At 63.3% G+C, this 26,400-nt stretch carries 25 protein-coding genes and 1 pseudogene; 7 read left to right on the top strand and 19 right to left on the bottom strand.

Annotated features, from left to right (window positions below):
- Positions 1–54: 54 nt before the first annotated feature.
- The 3 genes and pseudogenes from B2V90_RS00230 to B2V90_RS00220 form a co-directional block, all read right to left on the bottom strand.
- Positions 55–780: pseudogene (locus B2V90_RS00230) on the bottom strand (magnesium chelatase domain-containing protein); the annotation flags it as partial.
- A gap of 20 nt (positions 781–800) precedes the next feature.
- Positions 801–1,475 carry an RlmE family RNA methyltransferase gene (locus tag B2V90_RS00225; protein ID WP_228221626.1) on the bottom strand — a complete coding sequence of 225 codons (675 nt, stop codon included), beginning with the start codon at positions 1,473–1,475 and terminating at the stop codon, positions 801–803.
- Entirely contained in the window at positions 1,472–2,590 is a 1,119-nt protein-coding gene (locus tag B2V90_RS00220) for a Ppx/GppA phosphatase family protein (protein WP_228221627.1), read from the bottom strand. The genes B2V90_RS00225 and B2V90_RS00220 overlap by 4 nt, the downstream gene beginning before the upstream one ends.
- Before the next feature lie 321 nt (positions 2,591–2,911).
- Here B2V90_RS00220 and B2V90_RS00215 point away from each other — a divergent pair, with 321 nt between their 5' ends.
- Positions 2,912–6,253, top strand: coding sequence for an autotransporter domain-containing protein (locus B2V90_RS00215; RefSeq protein WP_228221628.1), 3,342 nt, complete (start codon positions 2,912–2,914; stop codon positions 6,251–6,253).
- A 395-nt stretch (positions 6,254–6,648) separates the two neighbouring features.
- Here B2V90_RS00215 and B2V90_RS00210 read toward each other — a convergent pair whose 3' ends face one another.
- The 6 genes from B2V90_RS00210 to B2V90_RS00185 all read right to left on the bottom strand — a co-directional run bounded on the left by B2V90_RS00210 (position 6,649) and on the right by B2V90_RS00185 (position 10,598).
- Complete coding sequence (locus B2V90_RS00210) at positions 6,649–7,104, bottom strand: YkgB family protein (protein WP_228221629.1); 456 nt, start codon at positions 7,102–7,104, stop codon at positions 6,649–6,651.
- A 202-nt stretch (positions 7,105–7,306) separates the two neighbouring features.
- Positions 7,307–8,059 carry a DNA-binding domain-containing protein gene (locus B2V90_RS00205; protein ID WP_293919399.1) on the bottom strand — a complete coding sequence of 251 codons (753 nt, stop codon included), beginning with the start codon at positions 8,057–8,059 and terminating at the stop codon, positions 7,307–7,309.
- Complete coding sequence (locus tag B2V90_RS00200) at positions 8,056–8,886, bottom strand: DUF692 domain-containing protein (protein WP_228221631.1); 831 nt, start codon at positions 8,884–8,886, stop codon at positions 8,056–8,058. The genes B2V90_RS00205 and B2V90_RS00200 overlap by 4 nt, the downstream gene beginning before the upstream one ends.
- 60 nt (positions 8,887–8,946) lie before the next feature.
- Positions 8,947–9,225 (bottom strand): hypothetical protein, encoded by a 279-nt coding sequence (locus B2V90_RS00195; RefSeq protein ID WP_228221632.1) that lies wholly within the window; start codon positions 9,223–9,225, stop codon positions 8,947–8,949.
- A gap of 195 nt (positions 9,226–9,420) precedes the next feature.
- On the bottom strand, positions 9,421–10,062 hold the full coding sequence (locus tag B2V90_RS00190; RefSeq protein WP_228221633.1) for a DUF1109 domain-containing protein: 642 nt from the start codon (positions 10,060–10,062) through the stop codon (positions 9,421–9,423).
- Positions 10,059–10,598: a sigma-70 family RNA polymerase sigma factor gene (locus tag B2V90_RS00185; protein WP_009820615.1), complete on the bottom strand. Its 540-nt coding sequence runs from the start codon at positions 10,596–10,598 to the stop codon at positions 10,059–10,061. The genes B2V90_RS00190 and B2V90_RS00185 overlap by 4 nt, the downstream gene beginning before the upstream one ends.
- 205 nt (positions 10,599–10,803) lie before the next feature.
- On the opposite strand from B2V90_RS00185, the gene B2V90_RS00180 reads away from it, so the two are divergent.
- Positions 10,804–11,079, top strand: a complete 276-nt coding sequence (locus B2V90_RS00180) for a DUF2282 domain-containing protein (protein WP_037542007.1) — start codon at positions 10,804–10,806, stop codon at positions 11,077–11,079.
- A 58-nt stretch (positions 11,080–11,137) separates the two neighbouring features.
- A complete protein-coding gene (locus B2V90_RS00175; RefSeq protein WP_228221634.1) occupies positions 11,138–11,605 on the top strand; it encodes a DoxX family protein in 468 nt (155 codons plus the stop codon).
- Between the two features lie 187 nt (positions 11,606–11,792).
- Here the strand turns inward: B2V90_RS00175 and B2V90_RS00170 are convergent, their stop codons facing one another.
- The 8 genes from B2V90_RS00170 to B2V90_RS00135 form a co-directional block, all read right to left on the bottom strand.
- Entirely contained in the window at positions 11,793–12,776 is a 984-nt protein-coding gene (locus B2V90_RS00170; protein WP_228221635.1) for an aldo/keto reductase, read from the bottom strand.
- Positions 12,776–13,735 carry a Gfo/Idh/MocA family oxidoreductase gene (locus B2V90_RS00165; RefSeq protein ID WP_228221636.1) on the bottom strand — a complete coding sequence of 320 codons (960 nt, stop codon included), beginning with the start codon at positions 13,733–13,735 and terminating at the stop codon, positions 12,776–12,778. Before B2V90_RS00165 ends, B2V90_RS00170 begins: the two co-directional genes overlap by 1 nt.
- Positions 13,736–13,764: 29 nt before the next feature.
- Positions 13,765–14,670: a class III extradiol dioxygenase subunit beta gene (locus B2V90_RS00160; RefSeq protein ID WP_228221637.1), complete on the bottom strand. Its 906-nt coding sequence runs from the start codon at positions 14,668–14,670 to the stop codon at positions 13,765–13,767.
- Positions 14,670–15,080, bottom strand: a complete 411-nt coding sequence (ligA, locus tag B2V90_RS00155) for a protocatechuate 4,5-dioxygenase subunit alpha (RefSeq protein ID WP_228221638.1) — start codon at positions 15,078–15,080, stop codon at positions 14,670–14,672. Before ligA ends, B2V90_RS00160 begins: the two co-directional genes overlap by 1 nt.
- Complete coding sequence (locus B2V90_RS00150; RefSeq protein ID WP_228221639.1) at positions 15,077–16,123, bottom strand: aromatic ring-hydroxylating dioxygenase subunit alpha; 1,047 nt, start codon at positions 16,121–16,123, stop codon at positions 15,077–15,079. Before B2V90_RS00150 ends, ligA begins: the two co-directional genes overlap by 4 nt.
- Before the next feature lie 5 nt (positions 16,124–16,128).
- Positions 16,129–17,154 (bottom strand): amidohydrolase family protein, encoded by a 1,026-nt coding sequence (locus tag B2V90_RS00145; RefSeq protein ID WP_228221640.1) that lies wholly within the window; start codon positions 17,152–17,154, stop codon positions 16,129–16,131.
- Entirely contained in the window at positions 17,151–17,987 is an 837-nt protein-coding gene (locus tag B2V90_RS00140) for an NAD(P)-dependent oxidoreductase (RefSeq protein ID WP_228221641.1), read from the bottom strand. The genes B2V90_RS00145 and B2V90_RS00140 overlap by 4 nt, the downstream gene beginning before the upstream one ends.
- A gap of 87 nt (positions 17,988–18,074) precedes the next feature.
- Positions 18,075–19,217: a LysR family transcriptional regulator gene (locus B2V90_RS00135; RefSeq protein ID WP_228221642.1), complete on the bottom strand. Its 1,143-nt coding sequence runs from the start codon at positions 19,215–19,217 to the stop codon at positions 18,075–18,077.
- 113 nt (positions 19,218–19,330) lie between these two features.
- On the opposite strand from B2V90_RS00135, the gene ligK reads away from it, so the two are divergent.
- From ligK to B2V90_RS00120, 3 genes are read left to right on the top strand one after another with little or no spacing between them, the layout of a single operon-like run.
- A complete protein-coding gene (ligK, locus tag B2V90_RS00130) occupies positions 19,331–20,005 on the top strand; it encodes a 4-carboxy-4-hydroxy-2-oxoadipate aldolase/oxaloacetate decarboxylase (protein ID WP_228221643.1) in 675 nt (224 codons plus the stop codon).
- Positions 19,998–21,068, top strand: a complete 1,071-nt coding sequence (locus tag B2V90_RS00125; protein WP_228221644.1) for a 4-oxalomesaconate tautomerase — start codon at positions 19,998–20,000, stop codon at positions 21,066–21,068. The genes ligK and B2V90_RS00125 overlap by 8 nt, the downstream gene beginning before the upstream one ends.
- A complete protein-coding gene (locus B2V90_RS00120) occupies positions 21,061–21,951 on the top strand; it encodes an amidohydrolase family protein (RefSeq protein WP_228221645.1) in 891 nt (296 codons plus the stop codon). Before B2V90_RS00125 ends, B2V90_RS00120 begins: the two co-directional genes overlap by 8 nt.
- A 33-nt stretch (positions 21,952–21,984) precedes the next feature.
- On the opposite strand, the gene pobA is transcribed toward B2V90_RS00120, so the two are convergent.
- Positions 21,985–23,154, bottom strand: a complete 1,170-nt coding sequence (gene pobA / locus B2V90_RS00115) for a 4-hydroxybenzoate 3-monooxygenase (protein WP_228221685.1) — start codon at positions 23,152–23,154, stop codon at positions 21,985–21,987.
- A gap of 102 nt (positions 23,155–23,256) precedes the next feature.
- Here pobA and B2V90_RS00110 point away from each other — a divergent pair, with 102 nt between their 5' ends.
- Entirely contained in the window at positions 23,257–24,129 is an 873-nt protein-coding gene (locus B2V90_RS00110; RefSeq protein ID WP_228221646.1) for a helix-turn-helix domain-containing protein, read from the top strand.
- A gap of 116 nt (positions 24,130–24,245) precedes the next feature.
- Here the strand turns inward: B2V90_RS00110 and guaA are convergent, their stop codons facing one another.
- Positions 24,246–25,817 carry a glutamine-hydrolyzing GMP synthase gene (guaA, locus tag B2V90_RS00105; RefSeq protein ID WP_228221647.1) on the bottom strand — a complete coding sequence of 524 codons (1,572 nt, stop codon included), beginning with the start codon at positions 25,815–25,817 and terminating at the stop codon, positions 24,246–24,248.
- Positions 25,818–26,400 lie beyond the last annotated feature (583 nt).

Below are 26,400 nucleotides of genomic sequence, written 5' to 3'. Positions count from 1 at the left end.
TCATCACACGTGATGACACAGGTAACCACCTTGGTGCGTTTGCTACATAATGCCGAGCGCCTCGGACGGGGTCATGTCGGGCAGGATGCCCGGCAGGCAGCTTGCCATCAGGGATTTGCCCGCGCCCGGCGGCCCGACCATCAGTAGATTATGGCCTCCGGCCGCCGCGATCTCCAGCGCGCGCTTGGCGACTTCCTGGCCCTTCACCTGCTTGAGGTCGGCGGTGCGCGGCGGTGATTCCACGATGCCGGGCTGCGGCGGCGACAGCGCGGCCGTGCCCTTGAAATGGTTGAGAAGGCTAAGCAGATCCGGTGCGGCAACCACTTCCACCTGTCCAGCCCAAGCCGCCTCCGCCCCCTGCGCGGCGGGGCAGACCAGCCCCATTTCCTGGCTTCCCGCATGGAGCGCGGCGAGCAACACGCCCGGCGACGGCGCGGTGCGCCCGTCCAGGCCCAGTTCGCCAACAACGACATAGCCCGAAAGGGTTTCGGCGTCGATCACGCCCATCGCTCCCAGCAGGGCGAGCGCGATCGGCAGGTCGAAATGCGACCCTTCCTTGGGCAGGTCGGCGGGCGACAGGTTCACGGTGATCCGCTTTGGCGGCAGCGACAGGCCGATCGCGGCGATGGCGTTGCGCACCCGCTCGCGACTTTCAGCGACGGCCTTGTCAGGCAGCCCGACGAGGATGAAATTGGGCAGGCCCGGAACCAGTTGGCACTGCACTTCCACAGCGCGCGCCTCCAGCCCCAGATAGGCGACCGTCGAAACCGTTGCGACCAATGATCCCCCTAGATGGCCGTTCAGGCCGCTTCGTCCGTCCGCCCCTTGAACCCCTGCGCCACGACATACCATTCCACGCTGCCCTTGCGGCTGGCCGGGGGCTTGGCATGTTTGATCGTGGTGAAATGCTTTTTCAGCACCGCCAGCAATTGCGCATCCGTGCCGCCGGCGAACACCTTGGCGACGAAGGTGCCGCCCTTGCGCAGATTTTCGACCGCAAATTGCGCCGCAGCCTCGACCAGGCCCATGGTGCGCAGATGATCGGTCTGGGCATGGCCGACGGTGTTCGCGGCCATGTCCGAGATCACAAGATCCGGCTCCTGCCCCAGCGCCTCGCGCAGCAGGTCGGGCGCCTTGTCATCCATGAAGTCCATTTCGAACAGCGTCACGCCGGGAATAGGGTCCGTCGGCAACAGGTCGATGCCCACCACCGCTGCCTTGGGCGCCATCTTGCGCACCACCTGCGCCCAGCCGCCCGGCGCCACGCCCAGGTCAACGACCGCGCGCGACCCCTTCACGAAATGAAATTTCTCGTCCAGTTCGATGAGTTTGAAGGCGGCGCGGCTGCGCCAGCCTTCGGCCTTCGCCTTCTTGACATAGGGGTCGTTCAAATGCCGTTCGAGCCAGCGCACCGACTGTGCCGTGCGGCCCTTCGCGGTCTTAACGCGAACCTTGCCTGCGCCCGCGCCTCTCACATCGCCCTCCCGTCGCGATCCATCAGGCCGCGCAAAATGCCTTCGCGGATGCCGCGATCGGCTACACCCAAGCGCTCCGCCGGCCAGATGTCGAGGATGGACTCCAATATCGCGCATCCCGCGACAACCAGGTCGGCGCGCTCGGTGCCGATGCAAGGAAGCTGCTGCCGCTCCGCCAGGGCCATGCCGGACAGCCGATCCGAAATCGCACGCATCGCATCGCACGGCACGATCAGCCCGTCGATCACCTGTCGGTCGTAACGCGGCAGATTAAGATGCAGGCTGGCGAGCGTCGTCACCGTTCCCGATGTGCCAAGCAGGCGGATGCCCTGCGCGTTGCGCGGCAAACGGCGCGCCAACGGCAGGAAGGCTTCAGACACGCGGGCGCGCATGCGGCCATAAGCGGCCAGCCGTTCGGCAGGATCGTCATGATCGAACGCCTCGCTTTCGGTCAGCGAAACAACACCCCAGGGCGCGCTGACCCAATCGACGATGTGCGGCGCGCCGTCACCATGCGCATCGACCAATACCAGTTCGGTGGAGCCTCCGCCAATGTCGAAGATCAGCGCTGGCCCATCGCCCGGCTCCAGCAGCGCGTGACAGCCCAGCACCGCCAGTCGCGCTTCTTCCTGTGCGCTGATGATGTCGAGCGCGATGCCGGTTTCGCGATAGACTCGCTGGATGAATTCCGATCCGTTGGAAGCGCGCCGACAGGCTTCGGTGGCTACCGACCGGGCGAGCGTCACATGGCGGCGGCGCAGCTTGTCGGCGCAGACTGACAAGGCCGCGATCGCGCGGTCGATCGCTGCGTCGCTGATCCGTCCCGACGACGCCAGCCCCTCGCCCAGCCGGACGATTCGGGAAAAGGCATCGACGACGATGAACCCGTCGGCCGAAGGCTTTGCAATCAACAGCCGGCAATTATTGGTGCCCAGATCAATGGCGGCATAGGATCGCCGGTCACGCGCCCCCGCGGACGAAAAGCCCCGCTGCTTTGCCGGGGGAGGAATGGCCGCAGCCTTGCTCCCATTGCCCGATCCGGAGCGGGCATGTTTGCCCACATAACCGCCGGACGGGCCGGAACTCTGCGGCGATGGGCGGCTCTGCTGCACCATGCCGTACTCGCTTCTTCTGCATCGCCAACCCCGCATGGGGCCGGAACTTGCCTTCATGCTTAAGCAGATAGTGCGCGATACGCAAGGCGCGACCATGGCAAGGGAACGGACCTGCAACGATCAACGAAAACCGCACTTCACCAAGACTGACCGTCCTTAATGCCAGAAAAAGCAAAGGCGCGATCAAAGCAGCCGGCGGGATTGCAAGTCGATCGAGAGGATAGTGACTATTTTACGACAGGCGTGAACTTTCTTTTCGCAGCCAATTGTCTTCGCCAATTCCGTTGGTTAGCCTCGACCTCGGTCTATGGGGAGTTTATCATGCGCATTCGTAAGAATGGGGCGGAAATGCTGGCGCGCGCCGGTCGTTCCAGCCTCCTTGCCTCCGTCGCTGCCGCGGCTTTGAGCATCGCACCAGCTGCACAGGCGGTCGTGCCTAACGACAATTTAAGCCCGGAGGACATTGTCGACGGCACCGACGTGAACGGCGTCGGCATCATGTATCGCGACGACGGCTTCGTATGCACGGGCACGCTGATCAATCCGCGCACCGTGATCTTCGCGGCGCACTGCGTGAACGACCTCAGCACGCCGGATTATAGTACGGTCAATGGCGGCGTGCCGGTGGCCTTCGCTTTTCAGAGCGACGCACGCCCGGGCCTGATCGACTGGATCTCGAACGGCTATCGCACCAATACGGCGCTTAGCGTCTACAACGTCAACAACATCGCCTATCACCCCGATTCGCTTGATCCGCCGGCGCTCAGCTTCCTCTATGGCGACGTTGCGATGGCGACGCTCGATACGCCCGCAGCCGATGTGCCAACCTGGACGATGCTGTTTTCCGCCCTGCCCGCGCCTGCGGCCATCAACGAAACCACAGGCACCGGCTATCATGTGACGGTCACCGGCTATGGCCGCACCGGCAGCGGCACCACCGGCAACAGTGTGGGCATCGATTTCCGACGCAAGACGGCCGAAAATTTCCTCGGCATGCTGGGCTCGCTCGATGACATCGACAGCTTCCTGTTCGGCGCGCCCGGCGGCTACACGCAAAATCTCTACCAGACCGATTTTGACGATCCGGATCGGGAGAACCCGTTCGACTTCAACGCGTTCAAGGATGACGCCCTGCCCAACGAAGGCAATACCGCGGGCGGCGATTCGGGTGGTCCGCTGATCCTCGACCAAGCATTTAGCGAAAAAACGATCCTGGGCGTCCTTTCTGGTGGCAGCCGCTATTTCTTCGAGCAGCCCGAAAGCTCTTATGGCGGCACCTCCTTCTATCAGCCGCTCTACCTGTTCTGGGACTGGATCGCGCAGAACAACCCCTATCGCTATGCCACGACCAAGGCGGGTGACGGCAAGTGGAGCGATGCCGATCACTGGGTGACCGCGCTCGACCCCAATTATCGTATCATCGACAGCAACGGCTCGCTGGTGAATGGTGTTCCGACATCGCCGGGAGCGGGTGCGTTCGGCCAGGACGACGCACAGAAATTCGGTCAGCTCTGCTACCAGCCCACCGATGGGTCGGACAATGTCTGCTATGACGTCGGCACCGACACGCTGATCGTCAATGGCGAACCGGCGACGGGTGAAACGCAGGCGGTCGCCAACGCCGGCGGCAAGACGGTGTCGAACAACAAGGGCAAGGTGGAGATCGCCGAGCGCAGCCCCACCGCCGCCAATGCTTCGCTGAATTCAACCGCGCAGCCGCAGGCGGAAGGCGATGTTTCGGCGACCGCCCTGCCCGACGCTACGCTGGCCAACGGGCTGCCCGGCGCGAGCGGTTTTGTCCCCGATAATATCGATCCGGTCGCATCCCAGGGCGTCATCGGGCGCTATTATGACGTGACGCTGAGCGCCGCGGGCACCACCACGCTCGACACCGATGTGACGATCGATCGCTTCACGATTTCCGGCGGGGAGTCGGCGCTCGACATCACCAGCGAAGGATCGCTGACCAGCGAGATGGACGTCGCCCATCTGGCAGGCCGCGTGAATGTCGACGGGTCGCTGACCAGCACGGGCGATTATTTCCTGCTGTCTGGTTTGCTGTCGGGTAGCGGCACGCTTCGCGCCCCCTTCCTCACCAGCGTCATGGGCACGATCGCGCCCGGCGGCGTCGGCACGGTCGGTACGTTGTCGGTCGAAGGCAATGCGATCCTGACCTCGGGCAGCACGCTGCACATCGACATCGGTCCCAATGGCGCGTCGGACGTGCTGGCAGTCAAGGCCAGCGACGCTGGCGATGATGGCGTCGCATCGGTCGGCGGCCGCGTGGTCGTTGGCGCGACCAGCGGCACCCGCCCGCGCTATGGCGACAGCTATACCTTCGTCACGGCCGAAGGCGGGGTCGAAGGCAGCTTCGAGCAGCCCGCGCAGCTGACCGCGATCCTCAAGCCTGTGCTGAGCTATAGCGACAATGCCGTTTCGATGCGCATTGACGCCGGGCTCTATGCCGATGTCGTCAATGGCGCGTCGGTAACGCAAACCAGCTTCGCGCAGTTGCTCGACCAGAACCGGTCGCTCTACGCCAATTATGCCAACCTCTACGGCGAAGCGGACCTTCTGAGCGTCGAGGGCATTCAGGCGACCCTGGAGGCGATGGCGCCGCGCACGGAGACGCTCAAGACGTCGATGAGCGAAGTGCTCAACGACAATATGGCGCGTTTCTATCGTGACCGGCTGACCAAGCTGGACGGCGGCGCAATGGGCGGCACGCTGACCATGACGGGTCAGCCGATGCAATTGGCGGCCGCGAGCCTCAACAATATCGACCTCGGCATGGATCAGGGCGGAAACGAAAGCGTGACGCGTGAAGGCGTTCTGCCCGACGATATGAGCGCGTTCCTGGCGGGCGGCTATATCGACGGCAAGGCGCAGCCCATGCGGTCGACCATGCCGATGGGCCGCGACACGTTCGATGGCTGGTATGTGGCGCTGGGCATCGAAAAAGCGTTTGGCGACAATGGCGTCGTCGGTCTTTCGGGCTCGTTCAGCGAACTCAAGGGCAATACGGCTGCCAGTGACTGGGGCCGGGCGCGCCTGTATCAGGGTACCGTCTATGGCGCGTTCGACCTTGGCGGGCTGAAGCTCGACGCGGTCGGCAGCGCGGGCACCATGGCAACCCGGTCGCGCCGCTCCTTCTCGGTCGGCACCACGCCCTACACCCTGTATGGCAGCGATCAGGAACTGGCGCTGTCGGGTGAAATCGGCCTCAGCAAGGCGCTGGGCAATGACGGCTTCAGCATCGTCCCGCGCGCGGCGCTTCGGGGTGCCTATATCAGTTCGGGCAACTTGGCCGAATATGGCGGGGATGCGGCACTGGTCATCCATCGCCAAGCGATCAAAAGCACCCAGGGTCGTCTGGGCGCAACCGCCAAGGCCGATCGCGGTGGCTTCCGCCCCTATCTTACGGCGAATTATGTCCATGAGTTCCAAGATCAGCCAGCCTTTTTGCAGGCGAACCTGATCGGCGGCACTGGCCCGCTCGCGCCGTTCGCGCTGGGCGGCCAGGACAGGAACTGGGCCGAAATTGGCGGTGGCCTGACGGTTACGACCGGCAATGTCGACATCAGCCTGTCGGCCGACACGACCGCCTGGCGCAGCGACGTTGAATATCAGAGCTATCGCGCAAGCCTGAAATTCCGCTTCTAATCGACGCTTCAATCATGAAGTAGGGCCGCTTCCAACTCGGAGGCGGCCCTTTTTTTGCCAGCAAATGGGAGCAAGGGTCCGTCGCCTCTGACGCGGGCGGGAAATATGCGTGTCAGCGCCGCTGTACGATCGTGAGAATGACTGATCGACCGAACCCAATCTGTTTCGCTTCGACTGAATGCCGCCCTAAGCCTTGAGCCGAATTAGGCAGAGCACCTTCCTTGCGTCAGCGCATCCAGCTCTCCGAAGTTTTTGGACAGAACACCCTCGTGATCCGTCAGCCGGGGCGGGCAAAGGGGCGAGGATCGAGGGCAATGCCCTTATCATCGGCGTCTACCCGCCGAGTTCTTCGGGTCAAGCATCTTGCCCCGCCATTTGGCCAGACAGGCGCCGCATCAGGGTGCCGTATGGCGACGAAGGCCATCAACCATGATTGCAAAACACGCCGCCAGCAGCACCGCATCCTTGACGAGAAACTGTCCGGTCGACCCCAGGTATGGCGCGCCATAGCCGGCTTCCCAAAAAGCTGGCGCTCCAAGTGAAAAACTAAGCGTCACACAGAAGGTGAATATGCCCATCAGTCCGCCAACAAAACTGGCCCGCGCGGAGAATGCGCCGACTGCGATCATCGCGCCAGTCAACAACTCGATGGTTCCGATCACATTGCTCGCTCCACTTTCGCCCCAGAGCGGATACATCCACGCGAAAAGCGGGTAATGAGCCGCGATCTTGGCCACGCCAGCCGCCTCATATTCAGCAAATTTGGCGAGGCCGAAAAGCATGAAAATGAGCACGATGGTCCACCGTAGGCCGGCCATCACCACAGCTTCACTGAAAACAAAGTTCTTCATGGTTCGCTCCCGTATCCGAGCCTTAATACGCGGCGGCGCGAGACATGGTTACACAATGATCGGCAAAATCGCATGTGGCTGGCAGCGCCGCTGCGCTGGTCCGGTTCCGCAGCCGCTTTGGTACGTGGGAGTGCCGGACAATATTGCCCACACGGGGCCATCTGGAGCGATCGCCGGGTCACCTATGCCCGCATTGTCGCAGTCATCCGGGTGCCGCCTCGATCGCGACGATCAGGCCATCGCCGATCCAGCGGCCGAGCCATCCGCCCGCCCGAGCCGCGCCTTCGGCCGCTCCGTGGATATCCACGACGCCGTCGCACAGATCGCCAAATGCCATACCGCCCCGGATTTTCAGCAAAGCCTGATATTCAAAAGCCTCCAGGAGACGGATGCGATTTCGGCAATCCTGTCGCCACACCAGGGCGATACTGGTCAACGGCTCCGCAGCGGGAGGCGTTTCGTTTCCGACCAGGGCTGACCAGATTGCAAAAGCGTTGGTCGTGAGTTGCACGAAATCGATCGTCGGCGCGATGCGCAGAATCGCGCTATCCCACGTCACGTCATGAAGCTGCTCGACCGTCAGCGCTGAATGATCAGAGGCTACGAAGCATTCCTCAAGCGCGAGTTCGATACGGGCGATCTCCGCTATGTCCGCATCCTTCGGATAGAGCCAGGCGAGCGTTTCAGGAAAGTCACGCGCGTAAGCATCAAGCGTCCAACTGCTGGGCGGCACCCGGTCGATATGTTGCGCGGCCGCACGAAGAAATGCCTGGTCTCCAATCCAGGCATGCGTCTGTGCGAAGCTGCCTTCCAGCACTGTGACAAGCTGCGCGCGATAATTGTTCAAATAGACGCTCAGTCCGGGCCTGGCCGACGCACCCAGACGTGTAGCGGCAGTCTCGTCCTCGGCCAGGAGGAAGGCGCGCAAGTCGCGTTGCAGCGCTAGCAAGTTCATGGCGTCGTACCGACCCGCTCACGCGCGATCTCCCGCGCGGTCCCAAGTTCGCCCAGTAAATCATGCAGCGGCGGAATAGCGTCGTCGCGCTCGATCATCGTCGCCACCGGTCCAAGTCGCGGCAAGACGTGGGCATAGAGACTCCACACCGACGCCGGGACCTGCCGGTCATGCGTATCGACCAGCAACGTTTCGCCTCGGCTGTGGCCCGCCAGATGGATCTGGCGCACGCGTGCATGAGGCACCGCATCCAGACAAGCGAGGGGATCAAACCCATGATTGCTGGCGCTGACGAACAGGTTGTTGACGTCGAGCAACAGCTCGCAGCCCGTTCGAGCGCACATCATGTCGATGAATTCCCATTCGCTCATATCGGAGGATGCAAAGTCGATATAGGTTGAAGGGTTCTCGATCAGCATGATGCGGCCGAGCGCTTCCTGCGCGCGGTCGATATTGGCGCAGACGATGTCGAGTGCTTCCTGCGTATAAGGCAATGGCAGCAGGTCGTGCGCATTGAAGCCCTCCAGCTGGCTCCAGCTTAGATGATCGGAGATGAAAAGGGGCTCGACCTCATCGACCAACGCGCGCAGTCGCGCAAGATACGCGCCATCGACCCCATCTGCCGAACCAAGTGACATCGATACGCCGTGCAGCGCCACCGGGTAGCGCGCGCGGATATCGCGAAGAATCTGCCGGGGACGGCCGCCGTCGACCATGAAGTTCTCGGAAATCACCTCGAGAAAGTCGACAGCAATCCTATGTTCGAGAAAGTCGCCATAATGGGGCTTGCGCAGGCCAAGGCCAAATCCGGAAAAGGTCGGTGTCATCTGGTCGCTCCCTGCCGGGGATGATCGGCCCGGCGTGATGACACGCCGGGCCGATGGATATCATTTCGGCTCGGTGAGGCTACCGCCGGCCTTCGTACAGGCCTTGGCGGTCATCGCCTTAAAGCCTTGGCCCTTGCAGTCGTTCAGCCCCTTGCACTCGTTGCTCGCGGTCTTGCAGTCTGACGTGCCCTTGCAACTGTTGACGCCGTAGCAATGGACGGTCTGGCCTTTGGCGGCCGTGCTATCGTTGGCGAAGGCCACAGTCGGCGCAGCGGCGGCAGTGATTGCAATGGCAGCGGCGGCAGTCGCGACGCCGAAGCGGGAGTCGATCATGAGCATGGCACGTTCTCCAGAAAATATGTCTGCCGTGATGGCATCCACCATTCGGACCACGGGAGGCGCTGGTTACAGCCGCGCCTGTGAAATCCGATTATGCCGGACCTGACGCCGATCATCGCGACGATAGCAGCAGACTCAAATCCAACGCCGGGAGCCATATACCCTGACCGGGTGAGTGCGTTGCGGGGCAGAAGTTTACCAGCGCAACAGGCGGGGGCCCAGCAAAGCGCCGAGTAGCGTCGCGAGCAGGATGCCAAGCGAATACCATGTCAGTACGAAGATTGCCGATACCTCCGGACAGTGAAGACAATAGACCGTCGCGGCGAACGCGCCTGCCGACAGGCCTGCGGCGGCCCCAGCGGCGCGCAGCCGGCTTGGCGCCAGTTTGCGGAATGACCACAATAACCCGGCAAAGATCGGCGCAGAAAGGGATAATACCCGCCAGGGACATGTCTTCCAGCTCTGTCCGAGCCACATGGTCAGCCAAGCCGACGGCGGCGTGCGGGCCAGTTCGAGAAATCCCAGACACGCCAGCAACATGACGGGCACCGCGATCAGCCACAGACCGCGCACGCGGCCGGTATCTGGCCGCGCAAGTTGCGCCGTCACAGCCAGCGCGACTGCGGATAGCGACAAGGTATAACCCCATTTTATCCAGAAGGCCGGGCCTTGCATGGCGACGCCGAGATCGGGGCGCATCCCCATACCGATCGCCGTCAATAACGCGGCCACCATGCCGCCGATCGCGACGCCGATCGCAATCCGCCGCCATACAGCTCCTCTGCGTACCGGGCGCGTATCCCGAGCAAGTCTGAGAATAAGATCGTCGGTGTTCATCGCTCGGTCCTCTGCACCTTTGCGATCAGGGCCTTGAGCCCGCGATGAACCGAAACCTTCACATCGGATTGACCGATGCCCCCCGCAGCGGCCGCCTCTGCCGTCGTCAGGCCATCTATGTGGGTTGCGACAATCATGCGCGCCTGCTTGGGGGGAAGGCCTGCAAGCAGGTCGTCGATATCTAGCCGCGCGATCAGGCCGGCTTCGAAGTCTTCGACGACCAACGTCTCTTCCAGGTCTCCTATGGGACGCAACCGGCCGGCCCGTCGGAAATGATCGATCATCTTGTAACGCGCAATGGAAAACATCCACGCAGTGAATGGACGGTCGCGGTCATAGGTCCCGCGGCGTGTGTGAACAGCGATCAGGGTTTCCTGCACAAGATCCTCAACATCGTCATCGGCACCGCGAACTCGTCGCCGATAGAATCCCCGCAGCAGCGGAACGATCTGGCGCAGCAATGACGCGTGGGCGGCGGCATCGCCGCCAAGCCCGTCTATCATCAGTCCGCGTAAGACTTCCTCGCCCGTCTGCATGCACTCTCCTCGCATGTAGGTTCGTTCTGGGCAGCCTAAAGGTTACACGGGGCGCAAATGATTTTTCTGGTCCCGGCTGTAACGCGGACTGATCCGACAGCGAATGACCTGTCGTGGCACGGGTCCCCCGCCTCCTTCCCGGTCACCGCGCGGCCCAGGCAATTCTGCCGGGCCGCGCGAAGAGGCGATATCTGGAAGGACTTAGATTATGCGCACCCATGCCACATTGGCGGCGAGTATCGCCATCATGACAGTAGGCCTCGCTGCGCCGGTCGGCGCGCAGACCAAACCCGCGATGGAAAAATGCTATGGCGTTTCGCTCGCGGGCAAGAATGACTGTGCTGCCGGGCCGGGCACGAGCTGTGCTGGAACGTCGAAGGTCGACTATCAGGGCAATGCCTGGAAACTAGTGAAGGCGGGCACCTGCACCAGCATCAAGACGCCCAAGGGCAACGGCTCGCTCGCACCGAAGAAGGCCTGACAGCGATCGGCCGGGCAGGCTCGCGCCATCCCGGCCGATTCATGCGAGGAGTTCATCCATGAACCTGTCACCGACATCCTATGACGGCATAACCGCGCGCCTCTCCGCGCTCCTGCCCGATGCTTTGCTGCTGCTCGTCGCCCGCCTGGGTAGTGCGGTCATCTTCTTCCTCTCGGGACGTACCAAGGTCGAAGGCGTCATCACCATCGCCGACAGCACCTACGAACTGTTCCGTACAGAATATGCGCTGCCGTTGATCTCTCCGGAACTCGCCGCGACGGTGGCGACCTGGTCGGAACATGTGTTCCCGTTGCTGCTCATAGCCGGTCTGGGCACCCGTCTTTCGGCGCTCGCTTTGCTTGGAATGACGATCGTGATCCAGGTCTTCGTCTATCCCGACGCCTGGCCTACCCATCTGAGTTGGATCGCGATCCTGCTGCCGCTCGTCGCGCGCGGTGGCGGCGCATGGTCGGTGGATGCGCTGCTGCGACCGGGACTTTCCCCAAAACCCGGCGCGGCGATATGAGGGAGGAGCAAAAATGGTCGAACCATTCCTGGATAGCGCACTGCAATATGGGCAACGCGCTCACCTGAAGCGCAGGATACTCAAGCTCGCTGCGGGCGTGCGCTCGGCGGCGCCGGTGTCCTGAACATCCTCAGGGGCGATGGTCCTGAAGAGGCCACAGCACACCACCTCCCACATGGATGCGGGATCAGAAGTCCTCGGTATCGATGGTCGCGCGCATGACGTCAGGATAGCGATGGCCGGACACGGTCTGCTGGTTCACGATGGCTCCCACCCTCTCCAGCACGGCGTCATCCAGCGCCAAGTCGCGAGCCGCGATATTCTGCGCCATATGATCGCTGTTCACCGTACCGGGGATCGCGTGCACATGGTCGCCGCGAGAGAGAACCCATGCGAGCGACAGTTGCGCCGGAGTGATGCCCGCATCCTCTGCGACAGCGTTGAAGGCGCGGATCATGTCCATGTTGCGCGGCCAGTTCTCCCGGCTGAAGCGCGGATGCGTGGCGCGCAGATCCTTCTCCGCCAGCACGAGAGGATCGCCCAGCGCGCCAGCCAGTGCCCCGCGCGCGACGGGTGAAAAGGCGACGAGCGCAATGCCCAGTTCCCTCGTCGTCTCCAGCACGCCGAGTTCGACGTTCCGCGTCCAGGGCGAATATTCGGCCTGCACCGCCGCCATCGGATAGGCTTCATGCGCCTCGCGGATATGCGCGCTGCTCCATTCGGAAACGCCATAGGCGCCGATCTTGCCCGCGACGATCGCTTCGGCGAGCGCGCCGACGCTGTCCGCGATCGGAACCTTTGGATCGAAGCGATGCATGTAGAAGAGATCGATATGATCGGTCTTCAGCCGCTTCAGGCTTGCCTCGATCGAGGCCCTCATGGCCTCCGGGCTGCAATCGATGCCCCGGCGTGGGCCGTCGACGACGATGCCGGTCTTGGTCGCCAACAGGAATTCATCGCGCCGGTCCATGATGGCGTCGCCCAGAATCTCCTCGGACACGCCTTTGCCATAGATGTTGGCGGTGTCGAAGTGATCGTAGCCGAGGTCAAGCGCCTGGCGAAAGAGCCGCACCGCGTCCTCGCGCGGAGGCGGCGAGCCATAGGCCCAGGCCACGTTCATGCAGCCAAGACCGATGGCGTTTACGCGGCGTCCGGCGAGGTCGCGCGTCATCAGGACCAGCCGTCCTGCGCTTCGAGGCTGGCGGCAAGCTCACCGATCACGCGGTAGCAATCGAGCACGCTCGAGACCGAGCTGTTGGGCGCGCGCCCCTCCCGGATGGCAGCGATGAACTCGCGGTCCTGAAGTTCGATCCCGTTCATGGACACATCGACCTGCGATACATCAATCGGCTCCTCATGCCCGGTGACGAGATCGTCGTAGCGCGCGATATAGGTACCGGTATCGCCGATATAACGGAAGAAGGTTCCGAGCGGGCCGTCATTGTTGAACGACAGGGCCAGCGTCAGGATCTGCCCCGCTTCGGTCTTCAGCTGGATCGACATGTCCATCGCAATCCCCAGATCGGGATGCCGTGGTCCCTGCAGCACATTGGCTGTGATCACCTTCGATCCGGTCATGTATTGGAAGATGTCGATGCTGTGCGCGGAATGGTGCCACAGCAGATGATCCGTCCAGCTGCGGGGCTGGCCCTTCGCGTTCATGTTCTTGCGGCGGAAGAAGAAGGTTTCGACATCCATCGCCTGAATGTGGAACTCGCCCGATTCGATCCTCTTCTTCACCCATTGATGGCTGGGGTTGAACCGGCGGGTGTGGCCGACCATGCAGACAAGCCCGGTTTCCCTGGCTTTTGCCTCGACCGCCTGTGCATCCTGCCAGCTGTCGGCGAGCGGAATTTCGACCTGCACATGCTTGCCCGCGTCCATGCAGGCAATGGCCTGCCCGGCATGCATCTGCGTTGGGGTGCACAGGATGACCGCATCCACTTCGGGCAAGGCCAACGCTTCGGCCAGATCGGTACCCGAATGCGGCGCGCCATATCGGGCGGCGACATCCGCGGCCTGCTCCGCTGACCGGGAGATGACCGAGGCGATCTCCACACCTTCGATATTCTTGAGGCCATCGAGGTGCTTTTCACCAAAGGCGCCCGCGCCGACGAGTGCGATCTTCATGTTTCGGTCTCCCGGATAAAATGGGGTTGTCAGGCGATCGGTGCCTGTGCGGCCGCGTCATTGCCTGCCGGTGTCGGGCCGGGTGGAATGGTGCCATCCACCGGTTCGAGCACCAGATGGCCGAGCGCCGTATTGCTGACAGGCACATGATAGTGGCGGTGAAGCGCCCTTGTGCGCGTACCCAGCGCGCCGCGCATGATCAGCCACATGACCATCTCGATCCCCTCGCTGCCTGTCTCGCGCAAATATTCGATATGGGGGATGTGGCGCAGCTCCTGCGTGTCGCCGGTCAGCCGGTCAAGGAAGCGGTTGTCCCATGCCCTGTTGATGAGGCCCGCGCGCGGCCCTTGGAGCTGGTGGCTCATGCCGCCGGTGCCCCAGACCTGCACTTTCAGATCCTCGGGGAAGCTCGCGACGGCACGTGCGATCGCCTCGCCCAGCGCCCAGCAGCGATTGCCCGACGGCGGCGGATAGGTCACGACATTGACGGCGAGCGGGATCACCTTGACCGGCCATGTGTCGACATGGCCGTACATCATCGACAGCGGCACGGTCAGGCCGTGGTCCACCTCCATCTCGTTGATGATCGTCATGTCGAATTCGTCGAGGATCAGCGACTGCGCGATATGCCAGGCAAGGTCAGCGTGTCCCTCGACCGGCGGCACCGGGCGCGCGCCGAATCCCTCGTCCGCGGGGTGGTAGACGTCGCCGCAGCCAATGGCGAAGGTCGGGATGATCTTCATGTCGAATGCCGATGCGTGGTCGTTATAAACCAGCACGATCACATCGGGTTTTTCGTCCGCGAGGAATCGGCGGGTCCATTCGAAACCGTCGAAAGCGGGCTTGAAATAAGCCTCGCCTTCCTTGCCATGATCGAACGCATAGCCCAGCACGGGGATATGGCTGCATGCGATGCCGTGGGTGATGCGCGCCATCAGTTCTTGTCCCTTATCGACCGGACGCCGTCCGGGGAACGCCCGCCAGCGTTCATCATGGCCTGATAATCCTCGACGCTCATGCCCGTCATCGTCGAGACGGCCTGAACAAAGGACAGGCCGTCACAGGAAAAAATCTTGGCGAGGAAATAGATGTTCCCGCCAAGATCGAGCATTTGGTTGTAATCGCGGTCGATGATGGCCCGCTTCTGCTCGTCGGTGAGGGGCCACGCGTCCAGATAGGCCTTCTCGTCGGTCCGGAAGCGCTGGCGATTGCCTTCCTTCATCAGGCTCATCGCGAACTGGTTCAGTTGATAGCCTTTTCGCGCGCGCGCGGCGGTGTAGACCCGCGTACCGGGAATATCGTCGAACGCGGCGAGATAGGCATGAATGTCGCGCGGCCCGGTCATGCGGTCTGCTCCTGTCGGTCTGAAAGCCGCGCTCTTATCGCGCGGGCAATCATCTGCCGGGCCCGAACGCCGCCCTGATCGATCGAATACCCCGCCAGCTTCAGGTCGGGATTGGCAGCGATCGACTTCTGCTGCGCTTCCAGAAGCGCCTTGTCCTCCGCAAAAACGCCGCCTTGCTGAGCCTTGAACCGCGCGGTGAAGCCAGGATCGTCGGTACGGAAATTGCGCGCCATTCCCCAGAAATAATGGTGCGTGCCCTCACTTTCGGGTGTCATGCAGTCGACGACCATGCCGCGCACGCCCTGATCGTGGCTGTCGATCGTCGCGCCCGCGCCAGTCTGGGCGACCCCGACATCGATCATCACCACCGAAGGCAGCAGAAACTCGCAAATCTGCCAGCGATCGACCAGTCCCTCGCGGCCCAGCGCACTGCGCCAGAAGGGCGGCGCATCGATGCCTGGCATCCATCGCGAGAGATAGACCCGCTCGCCCTCCGTCCGGCATTCGAGCGGGGCCTCCAGAATCTCGGGCTGACCGATCGAGCCCGCATGCACATATGTCTCGTGCGTCAGGTCCATCAGATTGTCGATCATCAGCCGATAGTCGCATTCGACATGATAGTAACCGCCGTCGAACGTCCATCCCTCGCTCGAACAGGGCCAGAGATCCGGGATCAGGTCGGGGTTCGCCGCCGCCTTGTCACCCACCCACACCCAGACCATACGGTGACGCTCGTGCACCACATAGGTTTCGACGCAGATGCCGCGATTGGGGGCCTCGCCGGTCAGCGGCATTTCCTCGGCCACGCCGTCGGGGCCGAGCTTGAGACCATGATATTTGCAGCGGATCGAATCGCCTTCACGCAGCCCCATCGAGAGGGGCAGAAGCCGGTGCGGGCACGCGTCGCGCATGGCGACCACCGTGCCGTCCAGCTTGCGATAGACCATCATCGGAATGCCGCAGATCGTGCGCGCTAGCGGCGTGCTGAACACTTCGGCGTCCCACGCCGCCACATACCATGTATTTGTGAGCCAGGTCGCCATCGCGGTCACAGTCCCCTCGCCCGCAACATCGCGTCCAGGCGCGGGAACACAGTGCGGGCATTGCCTTCGAAGATGGCAGCACGTTCCGCGTCGGAAATGTCGAGAGCGTCGATATAGCGCTTGGTGTCGTCGAAATAATGACCTGTCCGGGGATCGATCCCGCGCACCGCGCCTACCATCTCGCTGCCGAACAATATGTTCTTGGTGTCGATCACGTCGGCTAGCAAATCGATACCGGGCTGGTGATATACGCAGGTGTCGAAGAACACGTTGTTCATGATATATTCGTCGAGGGCCGGCTTCTTGAGCATGTCGGCCAGTCCCCGGTAGCGGCCCCAATGATAGGGCACCGCGCCGCCGCCATGCGGGATGATGAACCGCAGGCTGGGAAAGCGGCTGAAGAGATCGCCCTGCATCAGTTGCATGAAGGCGACGGTATCGGCGGCAAGGTAGAAGCCGCCGGTCGCATGCATCGCCGGATTGCAGCTGCCCGACACATGGATCATGGCGGGCACGTCCAGCTCGCACATCGCCTCGTAGATCGGGAACCAATATTCGTCGGTGAGCGGTGGATGATCGAAATGCCCGCCCCCCGGATCGGGATTGAGATTGCAGCCGATAAAGCCCAGCTGCTCCACGCAGCGGCGCAATTCCCTGACGCTCGCGGCAAGGTCCGCTTTCGGGCTTTGCGGAAGCATGCAAACGCCCACGAAGGTGTCGGGGAACAGCTTTGTCACGCGATAGACCAGATTGTTGCAATGCTGGGCCCATGTTTCGGAAACATGCTGGTCGCCCACATGGTGCGCCATTGCGGATGCACGGGGGGAAAAGATCGTCAGGTCCGCGCCGCGCTCCCGGATCAGGCGCAGCTGGTTGTCCTCGATGGTCCGCCGGACTTCGTCGTCCGGGATGTCGGGGTACGGCGGCGGCGCGGTGCCGGCCCGGAAAGCCGCCACCTGGTCCTCGCGCCATTGATCATGGGCCTTCGGCAGCACGGTGTAGTGGCCGTGGCAATCAATAATCAGACTCACTTGCCGTCTCCCCCGTTCAACGTACGCCAATCGCTTGCGCGCCCCGCCATCAGCCGCTGGCGCTTCACGATTCCCGACGTCATCAGCGGTTCGACGCCCAGTTCCTCCAGCGTCCGCGCGCTTTCCGCCATTTCGGCGGCGCGACGCAGGCCATGGGTGGTCATCCGCTCGATATTGTAGATCGCGCGGGCACCCCACGGGATCGTCCGTTCGCTCGCATCGAGCGAGGCCAGAACCTCATCAGTCACGCCCGCCGCTTCAGCTGCAATCATCATCTCGGCGGTCAAGGCTTCGATGCCTTTGACCATCACCGAGCGGATCATCTTGATGGCGGAGGCGCGACCGACCTGATCGCCGACCATGCGGACATTCTCGAAGCCGAGATCGCGCAGTAACGCCCCAGCCTCTTCCGCATCCGGGCCCGCGACCAGCAAAGGAACGCGCATCAGCGCTGGCTGGACCGGCGCCAGCACCGCGACGTCGACATATCTACCGCCGCCTGCCGCGATCGCATCGGCGGCCTCGCGCTTGGTGCCCGGCGCGACCGAATTCATGTCGCAGAACAGCGCGCCAGGTCTCAGCGAACTCGCCGCTTGCTGCGCAACATCCAACGCCGCATCCGCCGTCACCAGCGAAAGCAGCAGCGCAGCATGGCCCAGCGCCTCCGCCATGTCAGAACAAGGCCGGACGCCATCGGCCGTCATGACGGGGCCGCGCAACGGATCGATATCGAACGCGACCGCCCGCCCCCGCCATGCCGCGGCGCTCGCGAAGCTGTGTCCCGCCTCGCCATAGCCGATGAGGGCAACGGGTGTTTGCGCTGTCGTTTCCACGGCGGCACCATGCGTTCACGCCCCGCCTTCCCGCCAATCGAAAGCCTGACAAAGAGATTAGTTCAGGCTAATGCCCTTCGTTCGTCGTCAGCACGATAGGGCGCGCAACGTCTCCAGGAAAGCCCCCTGTGCGCTGGTCGGACGCCATTCCGCGCGCATGGTTATGCCGATGCTGCGCACCGGCCCGCTCTGGGGTGTCAGAACGGGCACGACCATCCCGGCCGCGATTTCCGCCGACAGCTGGTCGGGCGACAGCAGCGTGAGGCGATCCGTCTCCAGCAGCATCTGCCGGATCATCATCACCGATCCCGTCTCCAGCGTGACTCGCGGCGGATCGAGCCCGACCCCTCGAAATCCCTCGTCCCACAGGTCGCGCAGCGGCGTTCCCGTCGGAGGCAACAGAAACTCGTGGCGTGCCAGCGCCGCCAGGTCGGGCCGCGCATTTTCAAGAGGATGCCCCCTTCGTGCGAACACTTGCGGACGGTCTTCGAAAAGCGGCTCCTGCAACAGGTCGGGCTCGACCATCGGATCACGCAAGGCGCCCAGGGTGAAATCGATCGCCCCGTCGCGCAGCGGCTCAAGCAGCTCACTGCGCGATCCCTCAACGATGGCGATCTTGATCGCTGGCCAGGATCGGGCGAAGCGGACCACAGCGGCGGGCAGGATTCGGGCACGCGACAGCGGCATCGCGCCGATCGTGATGACGCGCGTTTCGCGGCCCAGCAGCGCCTCGACCTCGGACAAGCCCGCCAGAAGATCTGCGCGGGCAAGCCGGAACGCGCGCACGGTGCGCAGCCCGGCCTCGGTGAAGGCCAGTGTCCTGCCGCGCCGCTCGACCAGCTTTCGCCGCGAGGCGAGCGATAAATCCGTCACCGCGCGGTGGAGCGAGGGCATCGAAAGCTTCGTCGCCTCCGCAGCACCGGCATAGCTTCCCGCATCGGCGAGTGCGAGCAGCGCGCGCATCCGCGCCATCGTCACATGGGTGCTGCCGATCTGGCGCATCGCCGCCTCGACCCTCGGGGCCAGCAGCAGTGCCGGTTCGGTCGGTGACATGCCCTGAGCCTTCCGATAGAATAGCGACACGCCCAGCTGCGCTTCCAGCCGTGCGATCGCCTGCGTGATCGCGGACTGGGTGAGGTTCACCTTGCGGGCCGCGGCGTTGATCGTGCCCAGTTCGACGATGCGTGCCATAGCGTCGAGGTGGCGAAGGTTGAGAGCCCACAGGTCCATGTCATGAGTTTTAGCCAAAACTAATCATGTCGCCAGCAAATCCGCATTCTCTTTTTTGGAGTGCTGCCTTTAGTGGTCGCTCCGATCACGCGGTCCATCCGAAGGAGAAGGCCATGGCAGGCATTGTCGTTCAGAATATTGCGAGGGCCGACCGCGCCGTCGTCGACGGTCTGGCCCGCTGCGGCGTTGCCACCGTCCATGAGGCGCAGGACCGTACCGGCCTGCTCGCCAGCTATATGCGCCCGATCTATCCCGGAGCGCGCGTCGCGGGCAGCGCGGTGACCATCAGTGCCGCCCCCGGTGACAACTGGATGGTGCATGTCGCCATCGAACAGCTTCAGGATGGAGACATATTGCTGCTCGCGCCTACATCGCCATGCGAGGACGGCTATTTCGGCGACCTTTTGGCGACGAGCGCGCAGGCCCGCGGGTGTCGGGGGCTGATAATCGACGCAGGCGTACGCGACGTGCGCGATCTGACCGAGATGGGCTTTCCGGTCTGGTCCAAGGCGATCTTCGCGCAGGGTACGGTGAAGAACACATTGGGCAGCGTGAACGTGCCCGTCATCTGCGCCGGCGCGGCCATCAACCCTGGTGATGTGATTGTGGCCGACGACGACGGCGTGGTCTGTGTACCGCGCGAGAAGGCGGCCAAGGTTCTGGAGGCCGCCCGCGCGCGCGAAGCCAATGAAGCCGAAAAGCGCGAAAAGCTGGCGTCAGGCGTGCTCGGCCTCGACATGTACGCGATGCGCGAACGCTTGGCTAAGGAAGGGCTGACATATGTCTGACGTGCCGCGATCCGCACCCGTGATGTGGATGCGGGGCGGGACGTCGAAGGGCGGCTTTTTCCTCAAGAGCGACCTGCCGCCCGACACGAGAGAGCGCGATGCGTTCTTGCTGGGCGTAATGGGGTCGCCCGACCAGCGGCAGATTGACGGCATGGGCGGGGCCGATCCGCTGACCAGCAAGGTTGCCGTGGTGTCGCCATCGGACCGCGATGGCATCGATGTCGATTACCTGTTCCTTCAGGTCTTCGTCGATCGGGCCACGGTGTCCGGCGCGCAGAATTGCGGAAACATGCTGGCGGGCGTCGGCCCCTTTGCCATCGAACGCGGGCTGGTCGCGCCTGGAGGCGATCAAACGCGCGTGGCGATCCATATGGAGAACACAGGGCAGGTCGCGATCGCGACGGTCGAAACGCCGGGAGGCAAGGTCACCTACGCGGGCGACGCACGCATCGACGGCGTGCCCGGCAGCCATGCGCCGGTCCCGCTCGACTTTCGCGATACCGCCGGGTCGTCCTGCGGCGCCTTGCTGCCAACCGGCAATGCGGTCGATGTGATCGAGGGCGTGGCCTGCACGTTGATCGATAACGGAATGCCCTGCGTCATCTTCCGCGCCGAAGCGGTCGGCGCGACCGGCTATGAAAGCCGCGAGGAGTTGGAGGCCGATGGCTTCAGACCGATCCGCGAGACAATCGAGGCGATACGCCTCAAGGCGGGGCCGCTCATGAACCTGGGCGATGTCGCGGACAAGAGCGTGCCCAAGATGACGCTCGTAGCACCGCCCCGCAATGGCGGAGCGGTCACGACCCGCGTGTTCATTCCGCATCGCGCCCACGCTTCGATCGGCGTTCTGGGCGCGGTGACCGTGGCCACTGCATGTCTGGTCGAAGGCTCGCCTGCCGCAGATGTTGCCGTTGTTCCGGCGGGGACGCGCAAGCTGCTCTCCATCGAGCATCCGAGCGGGGAAATGAGCTGTGTTCTGGAAGTCAAACGGGACGGCGAGGTTATTTCCAGCGCGCTGCTTCGAACCGCGCGCAAGCTGATGGATGGGATCGTCTATGCCTGACCGTATCACCTCATGGCATCCGGCCCCGTCGAGACCGCGCTTCGCCCCGCCTGCGGGCGCGGTCGATGCCCACTGCCACGTATTCGGCCCAATGGCGGCCTTCCCCTTCAGCGCGAAAGCGAAATATCTGCCGGAGGATGCCGGTCCGGAGATGCTGTTCGCGCTGCGCGATCATCTGGGTTTTGCGCGCAATGTCATCGTGCAGGCGAGTTGCCACGGCACGGACAATGCCGCCACGCTGAACGCGATAGCGAAGTCGGGCGGAAAGGCGCGCGGCGTGGCGGTCGTCGATCCGGCGATTTCCGATGCGGAACTGGCAGCGCTGCACGATGGAGGCATTCGCGGCGTCCGCTTCAATTTTCTGAAGCGCCTTGTAGATGCCGCGCCCAGAGACAAGTTTCTCCAGGTCGCCTCGCGCCTGCCCGGTGGCTGGCATGTGGTGATCTATTTTGAGGCGGACATTCTGGACGAGATGCGCGAGTTCATCGCCGCTCTTCCGGTGCCGGTCGTGGTGGACCACATGGGGCGCCCGGACGTTCGACAAGGGCCGGACGGCGATGACATGCGGGCGTTCCGCTCGCTGCTCGACAGCCGGGAGGACATCTGGTTCAAGGCCACATGCCCCGACCGTCTCGATGCCCGGCTCGAAGGCGGGATGGGCGATCCATGGGACAATTTCGCAGCCGCCGTCGCGCCGCTCGTCGCCGACTATCCCGACCGCGCGCTATGGGGCACCGACTGGCCGCATCCCAACATGCAGGACGAAATCCCCGACGACGGCCATATCGTCGACATGATACCGCGCATCGCGCCGACACCCGAATTGCAGCACAAGCTGCTCGTCACCAATCCCATGCGGCTCTATTGGCCCGAGGAGGTGTAACGCCTCGCGCTGGTTTTGGCTGGCGTCCTTCCGTCAAACCGGCAGCCCGACGTAATTTTCGGCGATCGATGTCTGCGCGGCCTGGCTCGAGGCGATATAATCGAGCTCGGCAACCTGCATTGCGCGTTCGAAGGGACCATCCTCCGGAAAGCGATGCATCAGACGGGTCAGCGACCAGCTGAAGCGTTCGGCTTTCCACACACGGGCCAGCGCCCTGTCGGAATAGGCCCCGATGGCTTCCGCATCGTTCCTGCCGAAAAAGGCAGTCAGTGCATGGGCCGCATAGTGGACGTCGCTGGCCGCCAGATTCAGCCCCTTCGCGCCGGTCGGCGGTACGATATGCGCGGAGTCGCCGCACAGAAGCAGCGAGCCGTGCCGCATTGGCGCGAAGACGAAGGACCGCAATGGCGCGATGCTCTTCTCGATGCTGGGGCCACGCGTCATATTCGCCGCCGCGTCAGGACCAAGGCGGATGGCCAGCTCGTCCCAGAGGCGGTCGTCGGGCCAGTCCTCGACCTTCTCGGTCAGGGGCACATCAATATAATATCGGCTGCGGGTGGCCGACCGCATCGACGCCAGTGCAAAGCCGCGCTCGTGATTGGCGTAGATCAGTTCGTGATTGCAGGGCGCGACGTCCGCCAGAATGCCAAGCCAGCCGAAGGGATAGACCCGCTCGAACTCCTTACTGACTCTGGCGGGAACGGCCTTTCGGGAAGGGCCGTGGAATCCGTCACACCCCGCGATGAACCGGCAATCGACGCGCTGGCGGACACCCTCGATAGTATAGATGACATACGGGGCGTCGCTGTCGATATCGTGAAGCGCGACATCCTGGGCACCGTAGACGATCTGAAGGCCACGCTCGTCGCTGGCATCCATCAGGTCGCGGGTGATCTCCGTTTGGCCGTAGACTATGACCTGTTTGCCGGTCAGCGCAGCGACGTTGATATGGATCAGCCGCTCGCCATCGGCCAGATTGAACCCGCCATGCGGGAGGCCCTCAGCCTTCATGCGGGCGTCGAGGCCCAGCCTTTCCATCAGTCCGACGGTAACCTGTTCGAGTACGCCCGCGCGGATGCGCGCCAATATATGGGCAGCCGTGTGTCGCTCCAGCACAACGCACGCGATGCCTTCTGCATGAAGCAAATGGCCAAGCAGCAGACCGGCAGGGCCGCCACCGATAATGCAGACCTGCGTTTTGATGATGCCTCTCCCAGCTCCGAAATCTCGCTCTAGGGCCGCTTATCGCCTGCGGGGCCACGGATTCTAAGGGACAGACGCGCTAAACTCTGGCATTTTTCGGTTATGTCCCGATCAGGTGTCGACATTCCCCGCTATGCCCTTTTGGGAGAAGATCCGACGGGAAGCCGGGAGGAACTGGTCCACTGCGAGACGATCGCCGCGCGAAGTGTACGGTATGACTGGAATATCCCGGCGCATCGCCATCCTGCGCTTTGCCAGCTGCTGCTGGTATTTGAAGGACAGGCCGCGATCACGCTTGGATCGCATGGCGAGAATCCTTGCGTCCCTTTCATACTGATCGTCCCGAGCGGAACCGTGCATGCCTTCCGCTTCGAACCCGGGGTGAGCGGCTTCGTCCTCACCCTGTCGAACCGGCTGGTCCAGTCGCTCGGTCAGGACGCACTGTTGCGCAACCTGCTGGGCGAGCCGCACATCGCGTCCATCAGTGCCATGATGGCCGACAGGCTGCGCGCCATGGGTGAGCAGGTCTTGCTCGCCAGCGGCCATGAACCTCCGCGCGAACTGCTGCGTCGGTCGCTGGCAGAGGCGTTGCTGCGCATCGCGGCGGAGGAATGCGGCCAACCGGCGCGCCAGCATGGCGACCGCCTTGTCATGCGCTTCCAGGCGCTGGTCGAGGCGCATTGCCGTCGGGAGCGGCGGCTGGCTTTCTACGCGCAGGGGCTATGTTGTACCGAGCGTACCCTCACGCGGCGGGTCGGGGAGGCGCTGGGGGTGAGCCCGATGGACTATCTCCACCAACGCCTCGCGGTCGAAGCGACACGTCTGCTGCGCTTCACCAATGCAAGCTGCGCCGATGTCGCCGACGAGTTGTCGTTCGAGGACCCGTCCTATTTCTCCCGCTGGTATCGTCGCATGACCGGACGACGGCCCAGCACGATTTCGGGCAGGCAGCGGGCGGGCCGGGGGAGTAGCTGATCCACGACGAGCGCCACGCGTGCCCCATTGCTATTTTGGATGCGCTCAGAGGCCAAGGAGACGCGCAGACGAAACCGACCGCCTTAAACCGACGCCATTGCCGCCGATGATATCCGTCACTCCCACTCGATCGTGCCGGGGGGCTTGCTGGTATAGTCGTAGACGACGCGGTTGATGCCCTTCACCTCGTTGATGATACGGGTGGCGACGCGGCTCAAGAACGCGGCGTCGAAGGGGTAGATGTCGGCGGTCATGCCGTCGGTCGAGGTGACGGCGCGCACGGCGCAGACGCTGTCATAGGTGCGATGGTCGCCCATCACGCCCACGGTGCGGACGGGGAGCAGCACCGCAAACGCCTGCCAAATCGCATCATAGAGGCCGGCTGACCGGATCTCTTCCAGATAAATCGCGTCGGCCTTGCGCAATATGTCGCAGCGTTCCTTGGTCACTTCGCCGGGGATGCGGATGGCAAGGCCGGGGCCGGGGAAGGGATGGCGACCAACGAAAATGTCGGGCAGGCCGAGTTCCTTGCCCAGCACGCGCACTTCGTCCTTGAACAGTTCGCGCAGGGGTTCGACCAGCTTCATGTTCATTCGTTCGGGCAAGCCACCGACATTATGGTGCGACTTGATCGTGACCGATGGACCGCCGGTGAAGGACACGGATTCGATGACGTCAGGGTAAAGCGTGCCTTGCGCCAGGAAGTCGGCGCCGCCGATCTTTGCCGCTTCCTCCTCGAACACGGCGATGAATTCGCCGCCGATGAACTTGCGCTTCTTTTCCGGGTCGGTGAGACCGGCAAGCCCGCCTAGGAAGCGGTCCTCCGCATTCACATGCACAAGCTTGATGCCATAATGTTCGCGGAACAGGCTCACCACCTGTTCCGCTTCGCCCAGACGCATCAGGCCATGATCGACAAAGACGCAGGTCAGCTGATCGCCGATCGCTTCGTGGATCAGCACCGCCGCCACCGCGCTGTCGACCCCGCCCGACAGGCCGCAGATGACCCGACCGTCGCCAACTTGGCTACGGATTTCGGCGATCTTGACCTGGCGGAACTCGGCCATGGTCCAATCGCCCGCGAGGCCGCAGACATGGCGGACAAAATTGGCGATCAGCTTGCCGCCGTCCGGCGTGTGGACGACTTCGGGGTGGAATTGCGTGCCATAGAATTTGCGGTCTTCGTCGGCGATGACGGCGAAGGGCGCGCCGTCCGACACGGCGACGATCTTGAAGCCCGGCGCGAATTGCGTGACCTTGTCGCCATGGCTCATCCACACCTGATGCCGCTCGCCGACCTCCCACAGACCGTCGAACAGGGCGCAGGGTTCGGTGACGGTGAGGAACGCGCGGCCAAATTCCCCGCCCTCGCCGGTTTCATGGCCAGGGCGGACTTCGCCGCCCAATTGATGGCTCATCACCTGCTGGCCGTAGCAGATGCCCAGAATCGGCACGCCCGCATCGAACAGGGCCTGCGGCGCGCGCGGGCTGCCTTCATCGGGGACGCCGGCGGGCGAGCCGGACAGAATGATGCCCTTGGGCTTTAAACGCTCGAAAGCCTCGGCGGCGGCGGTGAAGGGGGCGATTTCGGAATAGACCCCGGCTTCGCGCACGCGCCGGGCGATAAGCTGAGTCACCTGGCTGCCGAAATCCACGATGAGGATCGTATCCTGAAGGGGCAGCGTCATCGAATCGCCTTTATGTCGAGTGGTGGCAGGGATTCGCGCCCGGTTAGTCGCCCCTTGGCGCAATGTCCAGTTGAGCGGGCCATGCCGGCTGCGCAAGGGGTTCGCGCCGTAGTCGGAGCGGCAGCGATGGCCGTGCGATGGGCCGCGGATATGGCGCCGCCGATGGCAAAAACGACAGGGGCGAAGTTCACAGTGTCACCGGGCTTTTCCGGCCCGAAGGGACCGGAACGCGACCACAAGGCGACCACGAAGCGACACTGCATCGGCGGCGCGTGATCGTGCAGATGGGCGTTGCCGAGGCGGCGTGGCGCGTGACGGATGAAGGAAGGCGTAAGCCGGCATCTGGCAGGATAGATCAGCTATTTTCCAACATTGGAAGGGTGTTGGATGGGGCGGCCGCCCCATGGCAGTCCAACCCCCATATCCTGTGGCGCAATTGAAATTTTTGGCCTGAGGCCCCGGCCCCGGCCCCGGCCCCGGGGCCAAGGCGGCAAGACCGATCTGGTTCCGTGCTAGGTCGCAGCACTGTCCTCAGCTGTCTCTGGCGACGCGGAAACAGGAGGTGCGGACGCGGCCGAGCACT

Origin of the sequence: Sphingobium sp. UBA5915, assembly GCF_002431195.1 — a bacterium.
Taxonomy (GTDB): domain Bacteria; phylum Pseudomonadota; class Alphaproteobacteria; order Sphingomonadales; family Sphingomonadaceae; genus Sphingobium; species Sphingobium soli.
This window is presented reverse-complemented; position numbering and strand designations above follow the sequence as displayed.

Excerpts from the sequence above, each read along its gene's own strand:
- B2V90_RS00220 (WP_228221627.1), bottom strand. The coding sequence starts at position 2,590 with ATGGTGCAGCAGAGCCGCCCATCGCCGCAGAGTTCCGGCCCGTCCGGC.
- B2V90_RS00215 (WP_228221628.1), top strand. The coding sequence starts at position 2,912 with ATGCGCATTCGTAAGAATGGGGCGGAAATGCTGGCGCGCGCCGGTCGT.
- B2V90_RS00210 (WP_228221629.1), bottom strand. The coding sequence starts at position 7,104 with ATGAAGAACTTTGTTTTCAGTGAAGCTGTGGTGATGGCCGGCCTACGG.
- B2V90_RS00205 (WP_293919399.1), bottom strand. The coding sequence starts at position 8,059 with ATGAACTTGCTAGCGCTGCAACGCGACTTGCGCGCCTTCCTCCTGGCC.
- B2V90_RS00200 (WP_228221631.1), bottom strand. The coding sequence starts at position 8,886 with ATGACACCGACCTTTTCCGGATTTGGCCTTGGCCTGCGCAAGCCCCAT.
- B2V90_RS00195 (WP_228221632.1), bottom strand. The coding sequence starts at position 9,225 with ATGCTCATGATCGACTCCCGCTTCGGCGTCGCGACTGCCGCCGCTGCC.
- B2V90_RS00190 (WP_228221633.1), bottom strand. The coding sequence starts at position 10,062 with ATGAACACCGACGATCTTATTCTCAGACTTGCTCGGGATACGCGCCCG.
- B2V90_RS00185 (WP_009820615.1), bottom strand. The coding sequence starts at position 10,598 with ATGCAGACGGGCGAGGAAGTCTTACGCGGACTGATGATAGACGGGCTT.
- B2V90_RS00175 (WP_228221634.1), top strand. The coding sequence starts at position 11,138 with ATGAACCTGTCACCGACATCCTATGACGGCATAACCGCGCGCCTCTCC.
- B2V90_RS00170 (WP_228221635.1), bottom strand. The coding sequence starts at position 12,776 with ATGACGCGCGACCTCGCCGGACGCCGCGTAAACGCCATCGGTCTTGGC.
- B2V90_RS00165 (WP_228221636.1), bottom strand. The coding sequence starts at position 13,735 with ATGAAGATCGCACTCGTCGGCGCGGGCGCCTTTGGTGAAAAGCACCTC.
- B2V90_RS00160 (WP_228221637.1), bottom strand. The coding sequence starts at position 14,670 with ATGGCGCGCATCACCCACGGCATCGCATGCAGCCATATCCCCGTGCTG.
- ligA (WP_228221638.1), bottom strand. The coding sequence starts at position 15,080 with ATGACCGGGCCGCGCGACATTCATGCCTATCTCGCCGCGTTCGACGAT.
- B2V90_RS00150 (WP_228221639.1), bottom strand. The coding sequence starts at position 16,123 with ATGGCGACCTGGCTCACAAATACATGGTATGTGGCGGCGTGGGACGCC.
- B2V90_RS00135 (WP_228221642.1), bottom strand. The coding sequence starts at position 19,217 with ATGGACCTGTGGGCTCTCAACCTTCGCCACCTCGACGCTATGGCACGC.
- ligK (WP_228221643.1), top strand. The coding sequence starts at position 19,331 with ATGGCAGGCATTGTCGTTCAGAATATTGCGAGGGCCGACCGCGCCGTC.
- B2V90_RS00125 (WP_228221644.1), top strand. The coding sequence starts at position 19,998 with ATGTCTGACGTGCCGCGATCCGCACCCGTGATGTGGATGCGGGGCGGG.
- B2V90_RS00120 (WP_228221645.1), top strand. The coding sequence starts at position 21,061 with ATGCCTGACCGTATCACCTCATGGCATCCGGCCCCGTCGAGACCGCGC.
- B2V90_RS00110 (WP_228221646.1), top strand. The coding sequence starts at position 23,257 with ATGTCCCGATCAGGTGTCGACATTCCCCGCTATGCCCTTTTGGGAGAA.
- guaA (WP_228221647.1), bottom strand. The coding sequence starts at position 25,817 with ATGACGCTGCCCCTTCAGGATACGATCCTCATCGTGGATTTCGGCAGC.